This window comes from Streptomyces hesseae (genome assembly GCF_031845785.1).
In the GTDB taxonomy this organism is placed as follows: Bacteria; Actinomycetota; Actinomycetes; order Streptomycetales; family Streptomycetaceae; genus Streptomyces; species Streptomyces hesseae.
In genome coordinates, this window is record NZ_JAVRFI010000001.1 from 694,348 (window position 1) to 711,127 (window position 16,780).

Consider the following 16,780-nt stretch of genomic DNA (forward strand, 5'->3'; position numbering starts at 1 on the left):
GATGGTTCTCGCACAAGCGACAGGGAGAGGGAGAGCGATGGGGACGGTGGCGCCGTCGGAGGCCGAGGTCCGGGTCCTGGACGCGGCCGAGGAGCTCTTCTACGCCCGGGGGCTCCAGGCCGTGGGGATGGACGCGATCCGGGGCGCGTCGGGGGTCTCCCTCAAGCGCCTCTACCAGCTCTTCCCCTCCAAGGACGTGCTGGTGGAGGCCTATCTGCGGCGCCGTGACGAGCGCTGGCGCGCGGCGCTGGCGCGCCATGCGGAGGCGCTGCCCGCCGGGCGGGAGCGGGTGCTCGCGGTCTTCGACTGGCTGGAGCGCTGGTTCGCGGAGGACGGCTTCCGCGGATGCGCGTTCGTGAATTCCTTCGGCGAGCTGGGGGGCGTCTCACCGGCCGTGGCGGAGGCGGCCCGGGCACACAAGGACGCCTTCCGCCACTACCTGGGCGGCCTCGTCGCGGAGGCGGGCGCGCCGGCGCCGGTGGGCGACCAGATCGCCCTCCTCGCGGAGGGCGCGATCGTGACGGCGGCCGTGTCGGGCGACGCCGGGGCGGCCCGAACGGCCCGGGAGGCGGCGTCCGCCCTGCTGGCGGGCTACTTCGCGTGCGAGCCGAGATAGAAGAGCAGCCAGATGAAGCCGGCCAGGACGTGGCCGAAGACGATGTAGATCAGCACGCGCCAGCCCACCGCCTTCTCGGCGTACTTCTCGGAATCGTGGGTCATGGCCGTATCTCTCCGGTCGTCGTGGCGCGTCTCGCGGGCGGGTGCGCGGGCAGGTGTGCGGGCGGGGTCATCGTTCGGCGGCGCTCTCCGCGCCCCGGAGCTCCGTGAGGAGTTCCTCCTGGCCGCTGAGCACCTGGGCCAGGATGCGCCGGGCGGCGCCGAGGAGCTCCGCCACGTCCCCGCCGGCCAGGGCGTAGACGACGGTGGAGCCCTCGCGGGTGGCGGTGACGATGCCCGAGCGGCGCAGCACGGCGAGCTGCTGCGAGAGGCTGGACGGCTCGACGCCGATCTCGGCGAGGAGGTCGCGCACCGGCATGGGCCCGTCCTGGAGGAGCTCCAGCACCCTGATGCGCACCGGGTGGCCGAGCATCCGGAAGAACTCCGCCTTGGCCTGGTACAGCGGCACCCTCACGCCGATCAACTCCCACCCCGCCCGTCGTCCTCGTCCATGGTGATGCCGTGCGCGCGGGCCAGCCGCAGCGCGTCGTCCAGTTCGTCCTCCGCGACCATGGCCGCGTAGACGTCCCCGGCCACCCGCGCGGCCGCGAGCTCGGCGCGCGCGGCGCGCACCCGCTCCCGCATCGCTTCGGCGAACGCACTCACGGCGGCCCCCTCGCTGGCCTGTCCGGCTCTTCGCAGACCTGGTGAATTGAACAATTACGCAATTGTAGGCCGCGCGGGCGAACGGACCGTAGCCCTCGGCTGTGCAGGTGATGTGATGTCGATTTCGGGGCGTTCATCACATGATCGTAGGTCCGTTTTGTTAGCTTTTCTCCCACTGTCCCTCCTGGTGCGACTGGGGGTCTATGGTGGCGATTTCGGCGAGCGAGGCCCGGCTGGCGGCGGCACGTGGCCGCCCTGACGGCGCGGTGCCCGCCCCCGGCGGCGCGGTGGGCGACGCCGGGGGTGCCGGAGGCGGCACCCCCGGCCCCCCCGGCGTCCCGGCGCCCGCCGGGCCGGGCGACACCACCGGCTACGACTACGCGCGCTTCAGCAGACTCGCCGGGCCGCTCACCGATCCCCCCGACGGCGACTACCGGGTGCGCTACCGGCGCCTCCTCGGCCCCGGCCCGGGCGGCAGCATCGGAGCGATGCTGCTGGTCGCGGCGGGCCCCCTCGTCTGCCTCACCCTCCTGCTGTGGCTCGTCTCCCCCCAGCACTGGCTCCACCGGCCCTATGTCAGCGGCTGGGAGCGCGCCCTCGACACCGTGATGCTGGTCTCGATCGGGCTCATCGAGCTGTTCCGCGTCGTCAACGTCACCTCCAACGCCCATGCCACGTTGGTGGCCCGCGACCCCGTACCCGTCCGCGCCCGGCCCGGCACCCGCGTCGCCTTCCTCACCAGCTTCGTCCCCGGCAAGGAACCGCTGTCCATGGTCCGGGCCACCCTGGAGGGGGCCGTGCGCATCGAGCACGACGGGCCGCTGGACGTCTGGCTGCTCGACGAGGGCGACGACCCGGAGGTCAAGCGGCTCTGCCGGCGGCTGGGCGTACGGCACTTCTCCCGCAAGGGCGTCGCCCGCTGGAACCAGCCCTCCGGCCGCTACCGGGCCCGCACCAAGCACGGCAACTACAACGCCTGGCTGGACGCCCACGGCGACGCCTACGAGTTCATGGCCTGCGTCGACACCGACCATGTGCCCCTGCCCAACTTCCTGGAGCGCATGCTCGGCTACTTCCGCGACCCCGACGTGGCGTTCGTCGTCGGCCCCCAGGTCTACGGCAACTACACCACCGCGGTCACCAAGGCCGCCGAGAGCCAGCAGTTCCTCTTCCACGCCCTGATCCAGCGGGCCGGCAACGCCTACGGCTCACCCATGTTCGTCGGCACCAGCAACTGCGTCCGCGTCGGCGTCCTGCGGCAGATCGGCGGCCTCTACGACTCCATCACCGAGGACATGGCCACCGGACTGGAGATCCACCGCCGCCGCAACCCCGCCACCGGCCGCCGCTGGAAGTCCGTCTACACCCCCGACGTCCTCGCCGTGGGAGAGGGCCCGTCGACGTGGACGGACTTCTTCAGCCAGCAGCTGCGCTGGTCGCGCGGGACGTACGAGACGCTGCTGCGGCAGTTCTGGCGCGCGGCGTGGACCCTCTCCCCCGGACGGCTGCTCAACTACGGATTCATGGTGGCCTACTACCCCATGGCCGCGCTCAACTGGGTGCTGGGCGCCCTGACCTGCGCGCTCTTCCTGGGCTTCGGGGCCTCGGGGATCTCCGTCGAGCCGTCGCTGTGGCTGATGCTCTACTGCGACGCGGCCGCCCTCCAGATCGGCCTGTACGTCTGGAACCGGCGCCACAACGTCAGCCCCCACGAACCGGCCGGCTCCTCCGGGGCCGCCGGCATGGTGATGTCCGCGCTCTCCGCCCCCCTCTACGCGCGCTCGCTCGCCCAGGCCCTGCTGCGGCGGAGCTCGCGCTTCGTGGTGACGCCCAAGGGCGACTCGGCCAGCCCCGACCGCCTCGCGACCTTCCGCACCCATCTGGTGTGGGCCGGGCTGTTCGCCCTGTCGCTGGCGGCCTCCTGGGCGCTCGGCCACGCCCACGCGGCGATGCGGCTCTGGGCGCTGCTGGCCCTGGTGACCGCCCTCGGCCCGGTCGCCGTCTGGCGGGGCGGCCGGTGGCGGGAGCGGCGCCGGGCCTGGTGACGACTCGTACGAGCGATGGGACGTGGATGCGGTGAGGTTCCCGACGAAGAGATTCCCGGCGGCGTTCCCGGGGAGGTTCCCAGCGGCGTTCCCCGGCGGGTCCTGGGCGAGGTTCCGGGCGAACAGGAAGGCACGCAAGGCGGTACTGGGCGCCGGCGCCGCACTGGCCCTGATCGCGGCCAACGGCCCGGCCGCCACCGGCTTCGCCGAGCGGGCCTGGCACGACTACACGATCAACCAGGAGTCGTACAAGATCCGGTACGGGCACTGGGACGTGGTGGACGTCCCCGCCCGGTTCCGGATCAACGCCATTCACGCGGCCCTGCTGCGCACCGGCCAGGTGCTGCTCATCGCCGGCTCCGGCAACGACGAGAAGAACTTCAGGGCCGGGACCTTCCAGAGCGTCCTGTGGGACCCCGTCCGCAACACCTTCCGGGAGATCGACACCCCCAAGGACATGTTCTGCGCGGGCCACGCCCAGCTCTCCGACGGCCGGCTGCTGGTCGCGGGCGGCACCGCCCGCTACGAGAAGCTCACCGGCGACGTGCGACGGGCCGGCGGCGCGATGCTGGTGAAGAACGAGAACCCCGACGCCCCCCGGACCTTCCCCGCCGGCACGGTCTTCGTCGGCTCCACCGGCAAGCGGTACCGCACGCTCCTGCCCCTCCTCGTGCCGCGCGCGAAGAAGAACATCACGGAGGGGACCAACGGCGCCCCGACGAAGGTCACCGTCACCGCCGCCCAGGCCCGGGTCTACGTCGAGGCGGTCGCCGAGGGGGAGGAGGGCATCACCCACACCGCCGACCAGTACCGCGTCCAGGGGCTGCGCGGCCGTGCCGCCCAGGACCTCTACGGCCTCGCCGCCAAACTGGGGCTGGACAAGAAGGACTTCCAGGGCCTGAGGGACGCCTATGAGTTCGACCCCGTCGCCGAGCGCTACGTCCGGGTCGACCCGATGTCCGAGGCCCGCTGGTACCCCACCCTGGTCACCCTCAAGGACGGCAGGGTCCTGGCGGTCTCGGGCCTGGACGACATGGGCGAGATCATCCCCGGCAAGAACGAGATCTACGACCCCAGGACCCGCAAATGGTCCCCGGGCCCCAACCGCTACTTCCCCACCTACCCCGCGCTCTTCCTCACCTCCGGCGGCCGCCTCTTCTACTCCGGCTCCAACGCCGGCTACGGCCCCGCCGACAAGGGCCGCACCCCGGGCCTGTGGAACGTGGACACCAACGCCTTCGTGCCCGTCCCCGGCCTGGAGGACCAGGACATGACGGAGACCTCGGCCTCCGTACTGCTGCCCCCGGCCCAGGACCGGAAGGTGATGATCCTCGGCGGCGGCGGGGTCGGCGAGTCCCACGAATCCACCAAACGGACCGCCATCGCCGACCTCCGCGCCCCGGCCCCCCACTACGCCCCCGGCCCCGACCTGCCCCAGGGCACCCGCTACCTCAACGCCGTACTCACCCCCGACGACCGGGTCTTCACCTCCGGCGGCTCCCGCGACTACCGGGGCAAGCGCGGCTCGGACATCCTGCGCGCCCAGTTCTACGACCCCAGGACCCGCGCCTTCGAGACCGCCGCCGCGCCGGCCGTCGGCCGCGACTACCACGCGGAGGCGCTGCTGCTGCCCGACGGGCGGATCGCGGTCTTCGGCTCCAACCCGCTCTTCGCGGACAAGGACGACACCCGCATGGGGGTCTTCGAGAAGCGCATCGAGGTCTACACACCGCCGTACCTCTACCGCGCCCACCGCCCCGCCCTGCGCACGGGCCCCTTGAGCACCGCCCACGGCGCCACGCTCGTCCTGCCGGGCACCGACCCGGGCGAGGTGGCGACCGCCCGGCTCATGCGGCCCAGCGCGGTGACCCATGCGACGGACGTCGAACAGCGGTCCGTGGCACTGCCCCTGACCACCCGTGGCGGTGCCGTGGCCGTGACGATCCCGCAGGACCCCTCGCTGGTGCCGGGCGGCTGGTACATGCTCTTCCTGACGGACCGCGAGGGCACGCCGTCGCGGGCGGCGTGGGTGCACGTGCAGTAGCGGGGGTCCCGTCAGCCCGACGCCGTCGCCCCCACCGCGGGTGGCCGCGCAGGCGCCGTCGTCGCGGGCGGCTTCGCCAGCCCCAGCGCGTACTCCGACCACCAGTGCCCGGCCGGCGGCGCCCCCCGGCAGCTGCCGTCCGACTCCCCCGGCCGTTTGACCCAGACGAAGGCGTCGACCCTCGGGTCACCGGTCGCCGTGGTCGGCGGCGTGCCCAGTGCCCGTCCCGGCGGGTTGCACCAGCTCTCCGCCCCCGGCTCGTCGCTCCCGGCGGCGGACGCGGACGGGGCGGGCAGCGGCCCATTGCCGTTGCGGCTGGTGTCGATGATGTAGTGGGCCCCGCCCAGCCGTTCGGAGAGCCGGTCGCCGTACTCCCGCGTCACGGGCGTCGTATGGAAGTTGGAGACGTTCAGGGCGAAGCCGTCCGCCTCCGTGACCCCGGCCCTGCGCAGCGCGTCGGCGAGCAGCGCCTGGTCCGAGATCCAGCCCGCGTTGCCCGCGTCCACGTAGACGGACACCCCCCGCCGGGCCTTGAGCGTCCGTACCGCCTCGGCCAGCAGCCCCAGCCGGGCGCGCGCCGCGTCCTTCGGCAGACAGCCGGAGGCCCACTGGGCGACCGCGTCGGGCTCCAGCACCACCCAGGCCCGGTGGTCGCCGATGCCGGCGGCCGCGCGGGAGACCCAGGCGCGATAGGCGGCGGCGGTGGGCGCGCCGCCCGAGGAGTACTGGCCGCAGTCGCGATGCGGGATGTTGTATGCGACCAGGAGGGGGATGCGGGAGGCGCGTTCGGCCTCCTCGGTGACGTGGGCGGTCTGGTCCCTGGGGTCGTCGCTCGTCAGCCAGACGGCCGTCGGCTGCTCCGCAATGTGCCGCACCGCCTCGGCGTCCCCGTCCCGGCCCCGTTCCTCCCAGGTCAGGGCCTGTTTGCCGGCCCGGCCCGAGGGTTCGACCCAGAACGGCGAGTCCGAGCCGTCCCCGGAATCCGTGGCGGCCGCGGGGCCGGGCCCCCAGGCGAGGCACACGGCCCCGGCACACACCAGGACCGCCGTGCCGTACCGCGCGCCGGCGCGGAAGCGGATCGCAGGGGCACCGGTCATGAGCGTCACCTCTTCAAGCCGGTTTCAGGTGGTCGTACCAGCGTGAAATATGGCGAGTCGTCAGCCGTGCATTGGGGCGGCGGTACGGGGCGTCGTTGCTCCGGAAGGTCTACCCGGCCTCCGGCCCACCGCCGAGGACGCGTGCGAGGTCGTACCGGACCGGTTCCTCCAGCTGCTCGTAGGTGCAGCTCTCCGGCGTGCGGTCGGGGCGCCACCGGCGGAACTGGGCGGTGTGGCGGAAGCGGTCCCCCTGCATGTGGTCGTAGGCGACCTCGACGACCCGCTCCGGCCGCAGGGCGATCCAGGACAGGTCCTTCTTGCCGGTCCAGCGGCTGGGGCCGCCGGGGAGCCGGCCGGCGGCCTGTGCCTCTGCGTCCGCCCAGTCCTGCCAGGGGTGGCCGGTGGCGTCCGGCATGCGCAGCGGCTCCAGTTCGGTCATCAGTTCCTGGCGGCGGCGCATGGGGAAGGAGGCGCACACGCCCACGTGCTGGAGCCGGCCCGTGGCGTCGTGGAGGCCGAGCAGCAGCGAGCCGACGACCGGGCCGCTCTTGTGCGGGCGCAGCCCGGCGACGACGCAGTCGGCGGTGCGCTCGTGCTTGACCTTGACCATGACGCGTTCGCCCTGCCGGTAGGGCAGCCCGGGCGGTTTGGCGATCACCCCGTCCAGGCCGGCGCCCTCGAACTGCTCGAACCAGCCCCGGGCCACGTCGAGGTCGTGGGTGACGGGTGCGGTGAAGAGAGGGTCGCGCGCGTCGCGGAGCGCGTCGGTGAGGGCCGCTCGGCGCTCGCTCTGCGGGGTGTCGAGGAGCGAGGTGTCGCCCAGGGCGAGCAGGTCGAAGGCGATCAGGCTCGCCGGGGTGACCTCCGCCAGATGGCGCACCCGGGAGTCGGCGGGGTGGATGCGCTCCAGGAGGGCGTCGAAGTCCAGTCTGCCGCCGCGCGCGATGACGATCTCCCCGTCGAGGACACAGCGGGCGGGCAGCTGTTCGAGCAGGGCGCCGGTGAGTTCGGGGAAGTAGCGGGTGAGGGGCTTGCCGGTGCGGCTGCCCAGTTCGATCTCGGCTCCGTCGCGGAAGACGATGGCCCGGAAGCCGTCCCACTTGGCCTCGTACTGCATCCCGGGCGGGATGGTGGCGGCGGCCTTCGCCAGCATCGGCCGGACCGGGGGCATCACCGGAAGGTCCATGGTCGTGATTGTGCGGGCGGGGCCGCGCGCCCGCCCGCCGACAGGCGCCGCCCCACGGCCCGGCCTAGCGTGAATCGCATGGCAGAGGCGCTCGAGCTCACCGTCGGCGAGCGGACCGTACGGCTGTCCAACCCGGACAAGGTGTACTTCCCCCGGCGCGGGTTCACGAAGTACGACGTCGCCCGCTACTACCTGAGCGTCGGCGACGGGATCGTACGGGCGCTGCGCGACCGGCCCACGACGCTGGAGCGGTACCCGGACGGGGTGGAGGGCGAATCGTTCTTCCAGAAGCGGGCGCCCAAGAACCTGCCCGAGTGGATCCCGACCGGGCGCATCGCCTTCCCCAGCGGCCGGTTCGCGGACGAGATCTGCCCGGGTGAGCCGGCCGCCGTGCTGTGGGCGGCCAACCTGGGCTGTCTGACCTTCCACCCGTGGCCGGTGCGGCGGTCGGACACCGAGCACCCCGACGAGCTGCGCATCGACCTCGACCCCCAGCCGGGCACGGACTACGGCGACGCGGTGCGGGCCGCGCTGGAGCTCAGGGACGTCCTGGAGGGGCTGGGTCTCGTCGGCTGGCCCAAGACCTCGGGCGGGCGGGGCCTGCACGTCTTCGTACCCATCGCGCCCCGGTGGACGTTCGTCCAGGTGCGGCGGGCGGCCATCGCGGTCGCCCGGGAGCTGGAGCGGCGCGCGCCCGAGCGGATCACCACGGCCTGGTGGAAGGAGGAGCGCGGAGAAAAGATCTTTGTCGACTACAACCAGACCGCCCGGGACCGGACCATCGCCAGCGCCTATTCCGTACGGCCCCGGCCGTACGCGCCCGTCTCGGCGCCGCTGCGGTGGGACGAGCTGCCCAGCGCCGTGCCCGAGGACTTCGACCTGGCGACGATGCCGGCCCGGTTCGCCGAGGTCGGCGATCTCCACGCGGGCATGGACGAGCAGGCCTGCGACCTGGAGGCGGCCCTGGAGCTGGCCGCGCGCGACGAGCGCGAGCACGGCCTCGGCGATCTGCCCTATCCGCCGGAGCACCCGAAGATGAAGGGCGAGCCCAAGCGGGTGCAGCCCAGCCGGGCCCGGAGGACCGATGACTGAAAGGACGGCGGGCGCACGCCGAACGCGCCCGGAGGAGCGCCGGGATCAGCCATCCGGGCCGTCCATGCGGGCCGTCAACTTGATTTGTGTTTATGGCGACATTTCATGTGGAAACCGGTCAATGCGTGATCCACTTCGCATCGAGGGAGTTCCCATGATCAGTACACTTGTGATCCGCAGCAGAAGGGTCTCGGCCGGTGTGATCGCGGCCGCCACCCTCGGCGGTTCCCTGCTGGCCGCCGCCCCCGCCGCATACTCCGCCGATGCGCCACCGATCCCGCCCAGCCGGCCGTACGGGGCGGTCGTCTCCAACACGGGCATCAACGAGCGCGTCTTCCCCACCACGGACTCCGCCGTCAAGGGTGTGCTGAAGTACCACACCCAGGTGTCCCTGCGCTGCAAGGCCCACGCCCAGGACGTGGCGGGCAACCCCGTCTGGTATCTGCTGCGGGACCGCAACACCTGGGTCTCGGCCAAGTACGTGGAGAACACCGGCGCCGTGCCCGTCTGCAAGAACGTCAGCAAGGGCATGCTGGACGACGCCCAGCAGACGCGTCCGCAGAACGTCCGCCCGCCGCAGAACGTGCGCCCCCCGCAGCCGGCCCGTCCCCCGCAGTCGCGCAGCGCCGAGGCCGAGCAGCCCTCCGGCCCCATGGGGTGACGTCCCGGCCGGCGGCGGCACCGACCAGTCCGGGCTTCCGGACTGGTCAGGCCATGGGCCGCGGCGCCGGGCCGCCGGCCGCGTCAGCCGCTCTTGCGGCGGAACGAACGCTGCCCGCCGGCCTTGCCGTGGGTGCCATGGATTTTGGAGCCGTCGCGGCCCCGCCCACCGGAGGCACCGTCCGTCGATTTCCCGCGTTTGCGGTCCAGCGCCTCCCGGAATTTACGCTTCACATCGTCCTCTTGCCCCTCCGGGGCCTGGGCGCTTCCGTCGTCCGCCATTGAAACCTCCTGGTCATAGGGGCCTTCGCCACAGCTTGACACACTCCGGCCGGGGCCGGCCGCCAGTTTTCCCGGGCACCGTGCCCCCGGCGGACGGCCGACGTCAGCGCACCGTCTGATCGCCGTCGGGCACGTCCTCGACGCCCACCCGCACCGACGCCGGCAGCCCGAGCCCGCCGGCCACCGCGCGCGCCAGCCCCTCGGGGTCGGGCCGCGTCGGGAAGGGCACGCTCTCGCCGTCGCCGTAGCTCTCGATGGCCTTGGTGAAGTACGAGGGGTCCCAGGCGCCGACGGCACCCCTGACCTCCACGGCGAGCACCCGGCGCCCCGCGACCCGGCGCCGGACGGCACCGAGGATCTCGTCCGAGCGCAGCTCACCGGGCACCTGGAACAGACTGGCGTGCGCGCCGACCTTCGCCCCGCCGCTCAGCCGCACGGTGACGGTGAGGCAGCTGGTGACGCTGGGGTAGAGAATCGCCTGCCCCCGGGCGGCCTCGGCGACCTGCCCCTCCGTGATCCGGACGGGCCCGCCCTGCGCGGTACGGGCCGGCGCGGCGGCGGGCCCGGCGGCCACGGCCGTGGCGGGCCACAGCGCGAGCGCGACGGCTCCGGCGAACACGGCGCGACGGGAGAGGACGGACGCGGCGGTGACGCCCCTGGATGCTGATCGTGACATCCCATCAGCTTCGCAGCCCGCGCGCCCCGGCGGACGGGCAGGGTCCCCGCCCCCTCCGGGCTCGCGGCCGTCTCCCGGAGCCGGGCCCGACGGTCAGACCGTCGGGGCCTCCGGCTCGAAGCGGCTGCGCACCGCCGTCTGGACCTCCGCCTCCTCCGCCGGGTCGGCGGCCAGCCTGCGCAGCTGGTCGACGACGCGGGCGTCGGCCGTGGTCGCGTGGCGGGCGGCCAGTTCCCGGGTCGACTCCTCGCAGTCCCACAGGCACTCGACGGCGAAGCCCGCCGCGAAGGAGGGATCGGTCGCGGCGAGGGCGCGCGCGGCCCGGCCCCGCAGATGGGACGAGGCCGTCTCGCGGTAGATATGGCGCAGCACGGGCGCGGCACAGGTGATCGCCAGCCGGCCGGCCCCGTCGACGAGGTCCCACAGGACGGGCGCGTCGCAGCCCTCGGTGCGTACGGTCCGGCGCAGAGCGCCGAGGACGAGCGCGGAGTCGTAGGCGGCGCCCCGGCAGGCGAGCATCCCGGCCGCGGCCGCGCCCAAGGCGTCGCCCCGGTGGATCCAGGCGCGGGCCCGTTCCAGGGCGGCCGTGCTGCGCATCCGTTCGAAGGCGGTCACGGCGGCCGAGGAGACGAGCTCGCCGACGTCGGCGGCGGCCGTCTCGATGAGGTCGAGGGCCTGGGGGTCGTGGTGCTCGGCGAGGTAGCGCAGGGCGGTGGCTCGGGCGGCATCGAGGCCGAAGGCGGCGGCCTCGATGATCTCCAGGCGGTCCTCGGGACCGGCCACGGCGGTCAGACAGCGGGTGGCCGGGACATGGCGGTGCTGGGTGGGGTGGGCGTCGAGGCCCTGCTGGGCCCAGTCGAGGACCTCGCGCACGCTCCAGCCCGGGCGGGGGCCGGAGGGGCGCATCTGACGCTGCCAGCGGTCGAAGGAGCCCTGTTCCTGCGCGGCGCGCACCCGGGCCGCGGTGACGGGGGCGCGACGGTCGTCGGCCCACAGCCGCCAGGGCCGGGGCTCGAAGGCGTCGCGGACGGCGGCGGCCAGCGCGGCCTCGCCCTCGGGGGTGTGCGGGAAGCGGGCCAGCACGGGGACGGCCAGGGCGCGCAGCCCGGCGTCGTCGTCGCGCAGGGCCAGCTCGTCGAGGGCCCAGGCCCAGTTCCCGCCGGTGGCGGCGTAGCGGCGCAGCAGGACGAGGGCGTCGTCGCGGCCGTAGGAGGCGAGGTGGCCGAGGACGGCCAGGGCCAGGCCCGTGCGCTCCTCGGCGGTGTCGATCAGGTCGTCCGGGTGGAAGAGGTGCTGTTCGATCTCGCCGAGCCGGCCGTCGAGGTCCAGATAAAGGCGCGCGTAGTAGAGGGAGCGGTTCTCCACCTGCCAGTCGCGGCGGGGGTCGCGGAGCACGCAGTGGTTCAGCGCCGCGAGCGCCTCGGCCCGCGGCGCCGCGAGGGCATGCAGGGTCCCGTCGCCGCGGCCTCGCTGGAGGAGGCCGAGCAGGGTGCCGCTGGGCGCTATGTCTGGATCGAACATGGGGTCAGCATCCGGTGCGAGGAGTCGGCTGGCAACGGGATTTCCTTCCGGACGGCATTCTTGCCGGTGTCCACCTGTGCTATGCCTGGTGAACTGTGGAAACTCGAGTACTCACAAGCGCCGCAGCCTACCCGGAGCGATGTGTTCCGCCGAGTGCCGCCGGAAATGTCCCACCCCTGCCATCGGCATATGCCGCAAGCACCACCGTATCGGGTATTGCCAAAGCCCTTACAGCCCGTCGCTCCCTGTGCCACAGTCGTGACAGCAGTCCTGCCGGCCGTTCCAGCGGATCCCCGGAGCCGGCCGCGCCCCGCCTGTATCGGAGTACGTGATGCCGTCCCCACAGTCCGCGGATCGTCCCACCGCCGAGTCGCCCGAGCGCGGCCAGGTGGACGCGCTCATCTCGCAGACGCGGCGGCTCAGAGGCGGCATCGACGCCGTACGCCGTGAGGCGGTGGCGAGCGCGGAGACCTCGGACGACCCCCGGCTCCACTGGCAGCGCGCCCTGTGCGAGCTGGCCGCCCACCACGCGGACGACCTCGGCGAGCAGCTGGGCCAGCTCCGCGCGGGCCTGCCCGCCGCCGACCGCGCCGGCCGCGCCGACACGGAGAGCGGCGCGGCGGCCCAGGGCGCCCGCCCGGCCGTGGAGGGCCCCGTCGCATCCGGCCGGGTGGGCAGCGCCGAGTGGAATCTGCTGACCGACGAGGTCGCCTGGTCCGACGAGCTCTTCGCGCTCTTCGGCCGCCGCCCCGAGGACGGCGCCCTCACCCTCGACGAGCTCCCCTCCGCGCTCATGGAGGAGGACACCGCGCTGCTGACCGCGATGGTCACGGACTGCCTGGTGGACGGGAAGCCGATCGACGGTGAGTTCCGCATCGTGCGCGGCGACGACCGCGCCGTGCGCACGGTGCACATGATGGGCGAGCCGGTGCTCGACGCCGACGGCTGCACGAGCTCCATGTGGGCCGTGCTGCGGGACGTCAGCGATCTGCGGCGCTTCCGCCAGGAGGTGCACGAGACCCGTGACTCGGCGCACCGCCGACGGGATGCCGCCCGGACCGAGCACCGGCTTGCGGTCGAGTTGCAGGAGGCCGTACTGCCACCGTGGCGCGGCTCCCTGCGGCTCCCGCAGAGCGTCCCCGCCGCACCCGAGGCCCCGGGCGGCGGCGTCCTCGACCTGGCCGGGCACTATCTGCCCTCCTCGACCAGCAGCCTCATCGGCGGCGACTGGTTCGACGCGATGGAGCTGCCCGGCGGCCGTACGCTGCTGACCGTCGGCGGCCTCACCGGCCGGGGAGTGGCCGCCACCTCGACCATGGCCATGCTGCTGGGCGCGGTGCGCGGCATGGCGGTCTCCGGGGCCGAGCCCGGCCCCCTGATGGGCTGGCTCAATCACCTCCTGGAATCCTCCGCCCAGCCCGCCCTGGGCAGCGCGGTCTGCTGCCGCTACGAGCCCTCCTCCGGCATCCTCCTGTGGTCCCAGGCAGGCCACCCCGCCCCGCTGCTCTTCCGCGACGGGACGGGGCGGGCGCTCCGGCCTCCGGAGGGCGTCCTGCTCGGCGCCATGACGGATGCCTCCTATGCGCAGGCCGAGGAGCGGCTGCTGCACGGCGATGTGCTGCTGCTGCACACCGAGGGGCTGGCGGACCGGCCCGGGGCCGGGCGACTGCTGGAGCTCGCGCCGCGATTCGCCATGGCGGACACCGCTCAGGAGTGCCTTCGGGCCGTACTGGAGGAGTTCGGCGACAGGGAGCGCGAGGACGACGCGTGCGTACTGATCGTCCGTATCGGCTCATAGGTCGGCTCGGCTCATAGCCTCATCAGCCGCTCAGGCGGCTTCCGGTTCCACACCGCCTTCTACACCGACGTCGGGCGGCTCTTCCCCGGTCCCTTGGGCAGGGTCCGCTGGATGTCCTCCCGCAGATGCGAGATGGCGGGGTAGTCCGCGTACTCCCCGGTGAGCCGGTACATCTCGCGCAGCCGGTCCCAGGTGCGGTGGGAGGACGTCTCGGGGATGGTGGTGAGCGCCATCCGGGCGAAGGTGTCGGCCTGATCCGGGTCATTGCCGATGAAGCAGGCGGACGCCATGGAGATGTAGTCGAAGATCATCGACCGTTGGCGCTGTCCTCCGCGCAGCTCCATCGCCCGCTTGGCGTGCTGCTGGGCGATGGGGGCCGCCGTGGGGTCGTGCTCGGCGAGGGTGCGGTAGGCCAGGGCCTGCATGCCATGGAGATCCGCCTCGTCGAACATCTGCATCCAGCTCGGCGGGGTGACATCCCCCTTGTCGGCGACGAACAGCTGCTCGGCCTCGCCGAGCGTCCGCCGCATGGCCTGGCCGCGGCCCATCGAGGCCTGGGCCCAGGCCTCGACCGTGTAGAGCATCGCCCGGGTGCGCGGGAGGGTCTCGGGGCCGGAACCGGACGTGGCGAGCTTCATCAGATCCAGCGCCTCGTCCGGCTTGCCCAGGTGGATCTTCTGACGGGCGCAGCGGGAGAGGGCCTCGGCGGCCCTCGGGCGGTCCCCGCCCTCCCGGGCGGCGTGGGCGGCGATGATGAAGTACTTCTGGGCCGTGGGCTCCAGGCCCACGTCGTGGGACATCCAGCCGGCCAGCACCGCCAGATTGGCGGCGACACCCCACAGCCTCCGCTGGAGGTGGTCGGGGTGATGGTAGGAGAGCATGCCGCCCACCTCGTTGAGCTGGCCGACGACGGCCTTGCGCTGGAGCCCGCCACCGCGCTGGGCGTCCCAGAGCCGGAAGACCTCGACCGAGCGCTCCAGCGCGTCGATCTCGAGGGAGCCGACCGGGGCCGCCTCGTAGCGGTCGAAGGCGGCGGGGTCGGCCTGCGCCGCCTTGATGCGCAGGGGATCGTCGAAGTGCGGGGCGTCGGAGGCGAGGACCGGGTCCGTGTGGAGCCAGTCGTGCATCGCGCCACTGATTGCTGAGCCTGCGGCGAGCGCGGCGCCCGCGCCCACCAAGCCGCGTCGGTTGAGCATGAGGTCCATTCCCGTGAATTCGGTGAGGACCGCGGCGGTCCGCTCGGGCGGCCAGGGCAGCCCGTCAGGGGTCTGCGCCTTGCCGGCCCGCCCTCGCCGGCCGAACCCGAGGTCCTCGATGGTCACGACACGGCCGAGTCGCTCGGTGAACAGGGCGGCCAGCACCTTGGGCACGGGATCGCGAGGGGACTCCCCCATGTCGATCCAACGCCTTACCCGCGAGGTGTCGGTCGCCAGCTGCGGATGGCCCATGGCCGCCGCCTGCCGGTTCACGAGTCTCGCGAGCTCGCCCTTGGACCAGCCGGCCAGGCCGAACAGGTCCGCGAGGCGGGTGTTGGGTTCCCTCGTCACGTCAAGCCCCCAGGTTCCTCGGCTGACTTGAAGGTACTCGGGCCGTCATGGGCCAAGCGAGTATTCGCCAGGGTTCGCCAGGGTGCGCCACATGGTGTGCCACCCGCGCTCGGGTGTGATGTAGGAACGCGCAACCCCGGCCACCCGGCAGCCCGACCGCATTCCCCAGGGTGCCCAAGGGCCCGGGGACCGGGTAGCGCAGCAATTCGCCGACACGAAGGGACCCGTTCCGCTCATGTATGCAGCCTCGACCTCCGTGTCCGCTCCGCCCCGGCCGCTCCGCCCCCAGCAGAGCGGCGGCGGCCCGTACCTCGACCCCTCCCACGCAGTGGGGGCCGCGTTCGGGGGCGGACGGGCGCGGAGGGCCCCGGGGATCGGCGCCCAACCGCTCAGCGGGAGAATCGACTTGTCCGGCCCCCAGGGGGCGCAGCTGCGCACGGTGATCTCATCGGTCCATCGCATCTGCCCCGAGTTCAACCCCGTCCAGGTGCTGCGCCGAGGCGGACGTTCCGTCCTCCTCGTCGGCACGACCGGACGGAGTACGGCCGTGGCGAAGTGTTTACTGGATCATTCCTCCGCATGGGCCGAGCGGTTCCGTCATGAAATAGCCACATATCGGGCGTTTGTCCGGCATCGCCCCCCGGTCCGGGTCCCGCGGCTCATCGCCGCCGATCCGGAGCACTGCACCCTGGTCATCGAGCGGATGCCCGGCCGGCCCGCCGCCACCCAGCGGCACCCGGTGGACACCCTGCCCCGCGCGGACGTCCGGGCGGCGCTCGGCGCCATCTGCCGGGTCAATCTCTGGCGGCCGCCCGCCGGGATGTTCGATATGCCGCTGGACTACGGCAAGCGCATCGCCCGCTATCACGAGCTGGGTCTGCTGACCGATCGTGACATGGGCGATCTCCAGAAGCTGCTGCACGGCCTGGCCCATGTCCAGGGGCAGTTCTGCCATGGCGACGCCCAGCTCTCCAATGTCCTCCTCTCCCCCGCCGGGCCGGTGCTCGTCGACTGGGACCACGCCGGCTGGTATCTGCCGGGGTACGACCTGGCGACGCTCTGGACCGTCCTCGGTGACGCCCCGGTGGCACGGCGTCAGATCAGTCAGCACGCCCAGCAGGCGGGGACCACTTCCCGGGACGCCTTTCTGGTGAATCTGATGCTGGTGCTCACCCGGGAGATCAGGACCTATGAGACGGCCGTGCAGCGCGCGATGCACGAGCCCGCCCCACCCGGCACCACCCCCGAGTCCGGCGAGGAGCAGCGGCTCCTGCTCCGTCGGCTCCACGACGACTGCGCGATGGCCCGCCGGGCCGTCCGGGCCGCCGTCGGTACGCGCTGAGGAGCCGGCCCGACACGCCGTTCCGCCGACTTACGGCGTGTCGGGCCTCGTCCGGACGGGCGAGCACGGCTCCGGTGCGTTCCCACGCCCGCGTCGGGAAACCCCCGGCGCGGGCGTTGACGTGCGTTGCACCGGCCACCCAGTCTGATGAGCGCCACCCCAGTCAT

At 73.1% G+C, this 16,780-nt stretch carries 16 protein-coding genes; 7 read left to right on the top strand and 9 right to left on the bottom strand.

The window, feature by feature from the left end:
- Positions 1-37 precede the first annotated feature (37 nt).
- On the top strand, positions 38-616 hold the full coding sequence (locus tag RM609_RS02615) for a TetR/AcrR family transcriptional regulator (RefSeq protein WP_311607514.1): 579 nt from the start codon (positions 38-40) through the stop codon (positions 614-616).
- On the opposite strand, the gene RM609_RS02620 is transcribed toward RM609_RS02615, so the two are convergent.
- The 3 genes from RM609_RS02620 to RM609_RS02630 form a co-directional block, all read right to left on the bottom strand.
- The gene (locus RM609_RS02620; protein ID WP_229357789.1) at positions 592-720 is read right to left on the bottom strand and encodes a DUF6126 family protein; all 129 of its coding nucleotides are present in this window, start codon (positions 718-720) and stop codon (positions 592-594) included. The genes RM609_RS02615 and RM609_RS02620 overlap by 25 nt on opposite strands.
- Positions 721-787: 67 nt before the next feature.
- Positions 788-1,132: an ArsR/SmtB family transcription factor gene (locus RM609_RS02625; RefSeq protein WP_311607517.1), complete on the bottom strand. Its 345-nt coding sequence runs from the start codon at positions 1,130-1,132 to the stop codon at positions 788-790.
- A 5-nt stretch (positions 1,133-1,137) separates the two neighbouring features.
- Entirely contained in the window at positions 1,138-1,323 is a 186-nt protein-coding gene (locus tag RM609_RS02630) for a hypothetical protein (RefSeq protein ID WP_311607519.1), read from the bottom strand.
- Between the two features lie 203 nt (positions 1,324-1,526).
- On the opposite strand from RM609_RS02630, the gene RM609_RS02635 reads away from it, so the two are divergent.
- Entirely contained in the window at positions 1,527-3,368 is a 1,842-nt protein-coding gene (locus RM609_RS02635; protein WP_311607520.1) for a glycosyltransferase family 2 protein, read from the top strand.
- Between the two features lie 31 nt (positions 3,369-3,399).
- Complete coding sequence (gene glxA / locus RM609_RS02640) at positions 3,400-5,412, top strand: radical copper oxidase GlxA (RefSeq protein ID WP_498073162.1); 2,013 nt, start codon at positions 3,400-3,402, stop codon at positions 5,410-5,412.
- An 11-nt stretch (positions 5,413-5,423) separates the two neighbouring features.
- On the opposite strand, the gene RM609_RS02645 is transcribed toward glxA, so the two are convergent.
- On the bottom strand, positions 5,424-6,509 hold the full coding sequence (locus RM609_RS02645; protein ID WP_311607522.1) for a glycoside hydrolase family 6 protein: 1,086 nt from the start codon (positions 6,507-6,509) through the stop codon (positions 5,424-5,426).
- Positions 6,510-6,618: 109 nt separating this feature from the next.
- On the bottom strand, positions 6,619-7,695 hold the full coding sequence (locus RM609_RS02650; protein WP_311607523.1) for an ATP-dependent DNA ligase: 1,077 nt from the start codon (positions 7,693-7,695) through the stop codon (positions 6,619-6,621).
- A gap of 78 nt (positions 7,696-7,773) precedes the next feature.
- Between RM609_RS02650 and ligD the strand changes: the two genes are divergently transcribed.
- The gene (gene ligD / locus RM609_RS02655; RefSeq protein ID WP_311607524.1) at positions 7,774-8,787 is read left to right on the top strand and encodes a non-homologous end-joining DNA ligase; all 1,014 of its coding nucleotides are present in this window, start codon (positions 7,774-7,776) and stop codon (positions 8,785-8,787) included.
- A gap of 154 nt (positions 8,788-8,941) precedes the next feature.
- Positions 8,942-9,448, top strand: coding sequence for an SH3 domain-containing protein (locus RM609_RS02660; RefSeq protein ID WP_311607526.1), 507 nt, complete (start codon positions 8,942-8,944; stop codon positions 9,446-9,448).
- An 83-nt stretch (positions 9,449-9,531) separates the two neighbouring features.
- Here the strand turns inward: RM609_RS02660 and RM609_RS02665 are convergent, their stop codons facing one another.
- The 3 genes from RM609_RS02665 to RM609_RS02675 all read right to left on the bottom strand — a co-directional run bounded on the left by RM609_RS02665 (position 9,532) and on the right by RM609_RS02675 (position 11,926).
- Entirely contained in the window at positions 9,532-9,729 is a 198-nt protein-coding gene (locus RM609_RS02665; RefSeq protein ID WP_311607527.1) for a DUF5302 domain-containing protein, read from the bottom strand.
- Positions 9,730-9,832: 103 nt separating this feature from the next.
- Complete coding sequence (locus RM609_RS02670) at positions 9,833-10,405, bottom strand: hypothetical protein (protein ID WP_311607528.1); 573 nt, start codon at positions 10,403-10,405, stop codon at positions 9,833-9,835.
- Positions 10,406-10,498: 93 nt separating this feature from the next.
- Positions 10,499-11,926 carry a HEAT repeat domain-containing protein gene (locus RM609_RS02675; protein WP_311607529.1) on the bottom strand — a complete coding sequence of 476 codons (1,428 nt, stop codon included), beginning with the start codon at positions 11,924-11,926 and terminating at the stop codon, positions 10,499-10,501.
- 331 nt (positions 11,927-12,257) lie between these two features.
- On the opposite strand from RM609_RS02675, the gene RM609_RS02680 reads away from it, so the two are divergent.
- Positions 12,258-13,724 carry a PP2C family protein-serine/threonine phosphatase gene (locus tag RM609_RS02680; protein ID WP_311607531.1) on the top strand — a complete coding sequence of 489 codons (1,467 nt, stop codon included), beginning with the start codon at positions 12,258-12,260 and terminating at the stop codon, positions 13,722-13,724.
- Positions 13,725-13,783: 59 nt separating this feature from the next.
- Here the strand turns inward: RM609_RS02680 and RM609_RS02685 are convergent, their stop codons facing one another.
- The gene (locus tag RM609_RS02685; RefSeq protein ID WP_311607533.1) at positions 13,784-15,271 is read right to left on the bottom strand and encodes a DNA-binding protein NsdB; all 1,488 of its coding nucleotides are present in this window, start codon (positions 15,269-15,271) and stop codon (positions 13,784-13,786) included.
- A 235-nt stretch (positions 15,272-15,506) separates the two neighbouring features.
- On the opposite strand from RM609_RS02685, the gene RM609_RS02690 reads away from it, so the two are divergent.
- Positions 15,507-16,613 carry an aminoglycoside phosphotransferase family protein gene (locus RM609_RS02690; RefSeq protein ID WP_311607535.1) on the top strand — a complete coding sequence of 369 codons (1,107 nt, stop codon included), beginning with the start codon at positions 15,507-15,509 and terminating at the stop codon, positions 16,611-16,613.
- Positions 16,614-16,780 lie beyond the last annotated feature (167 nt).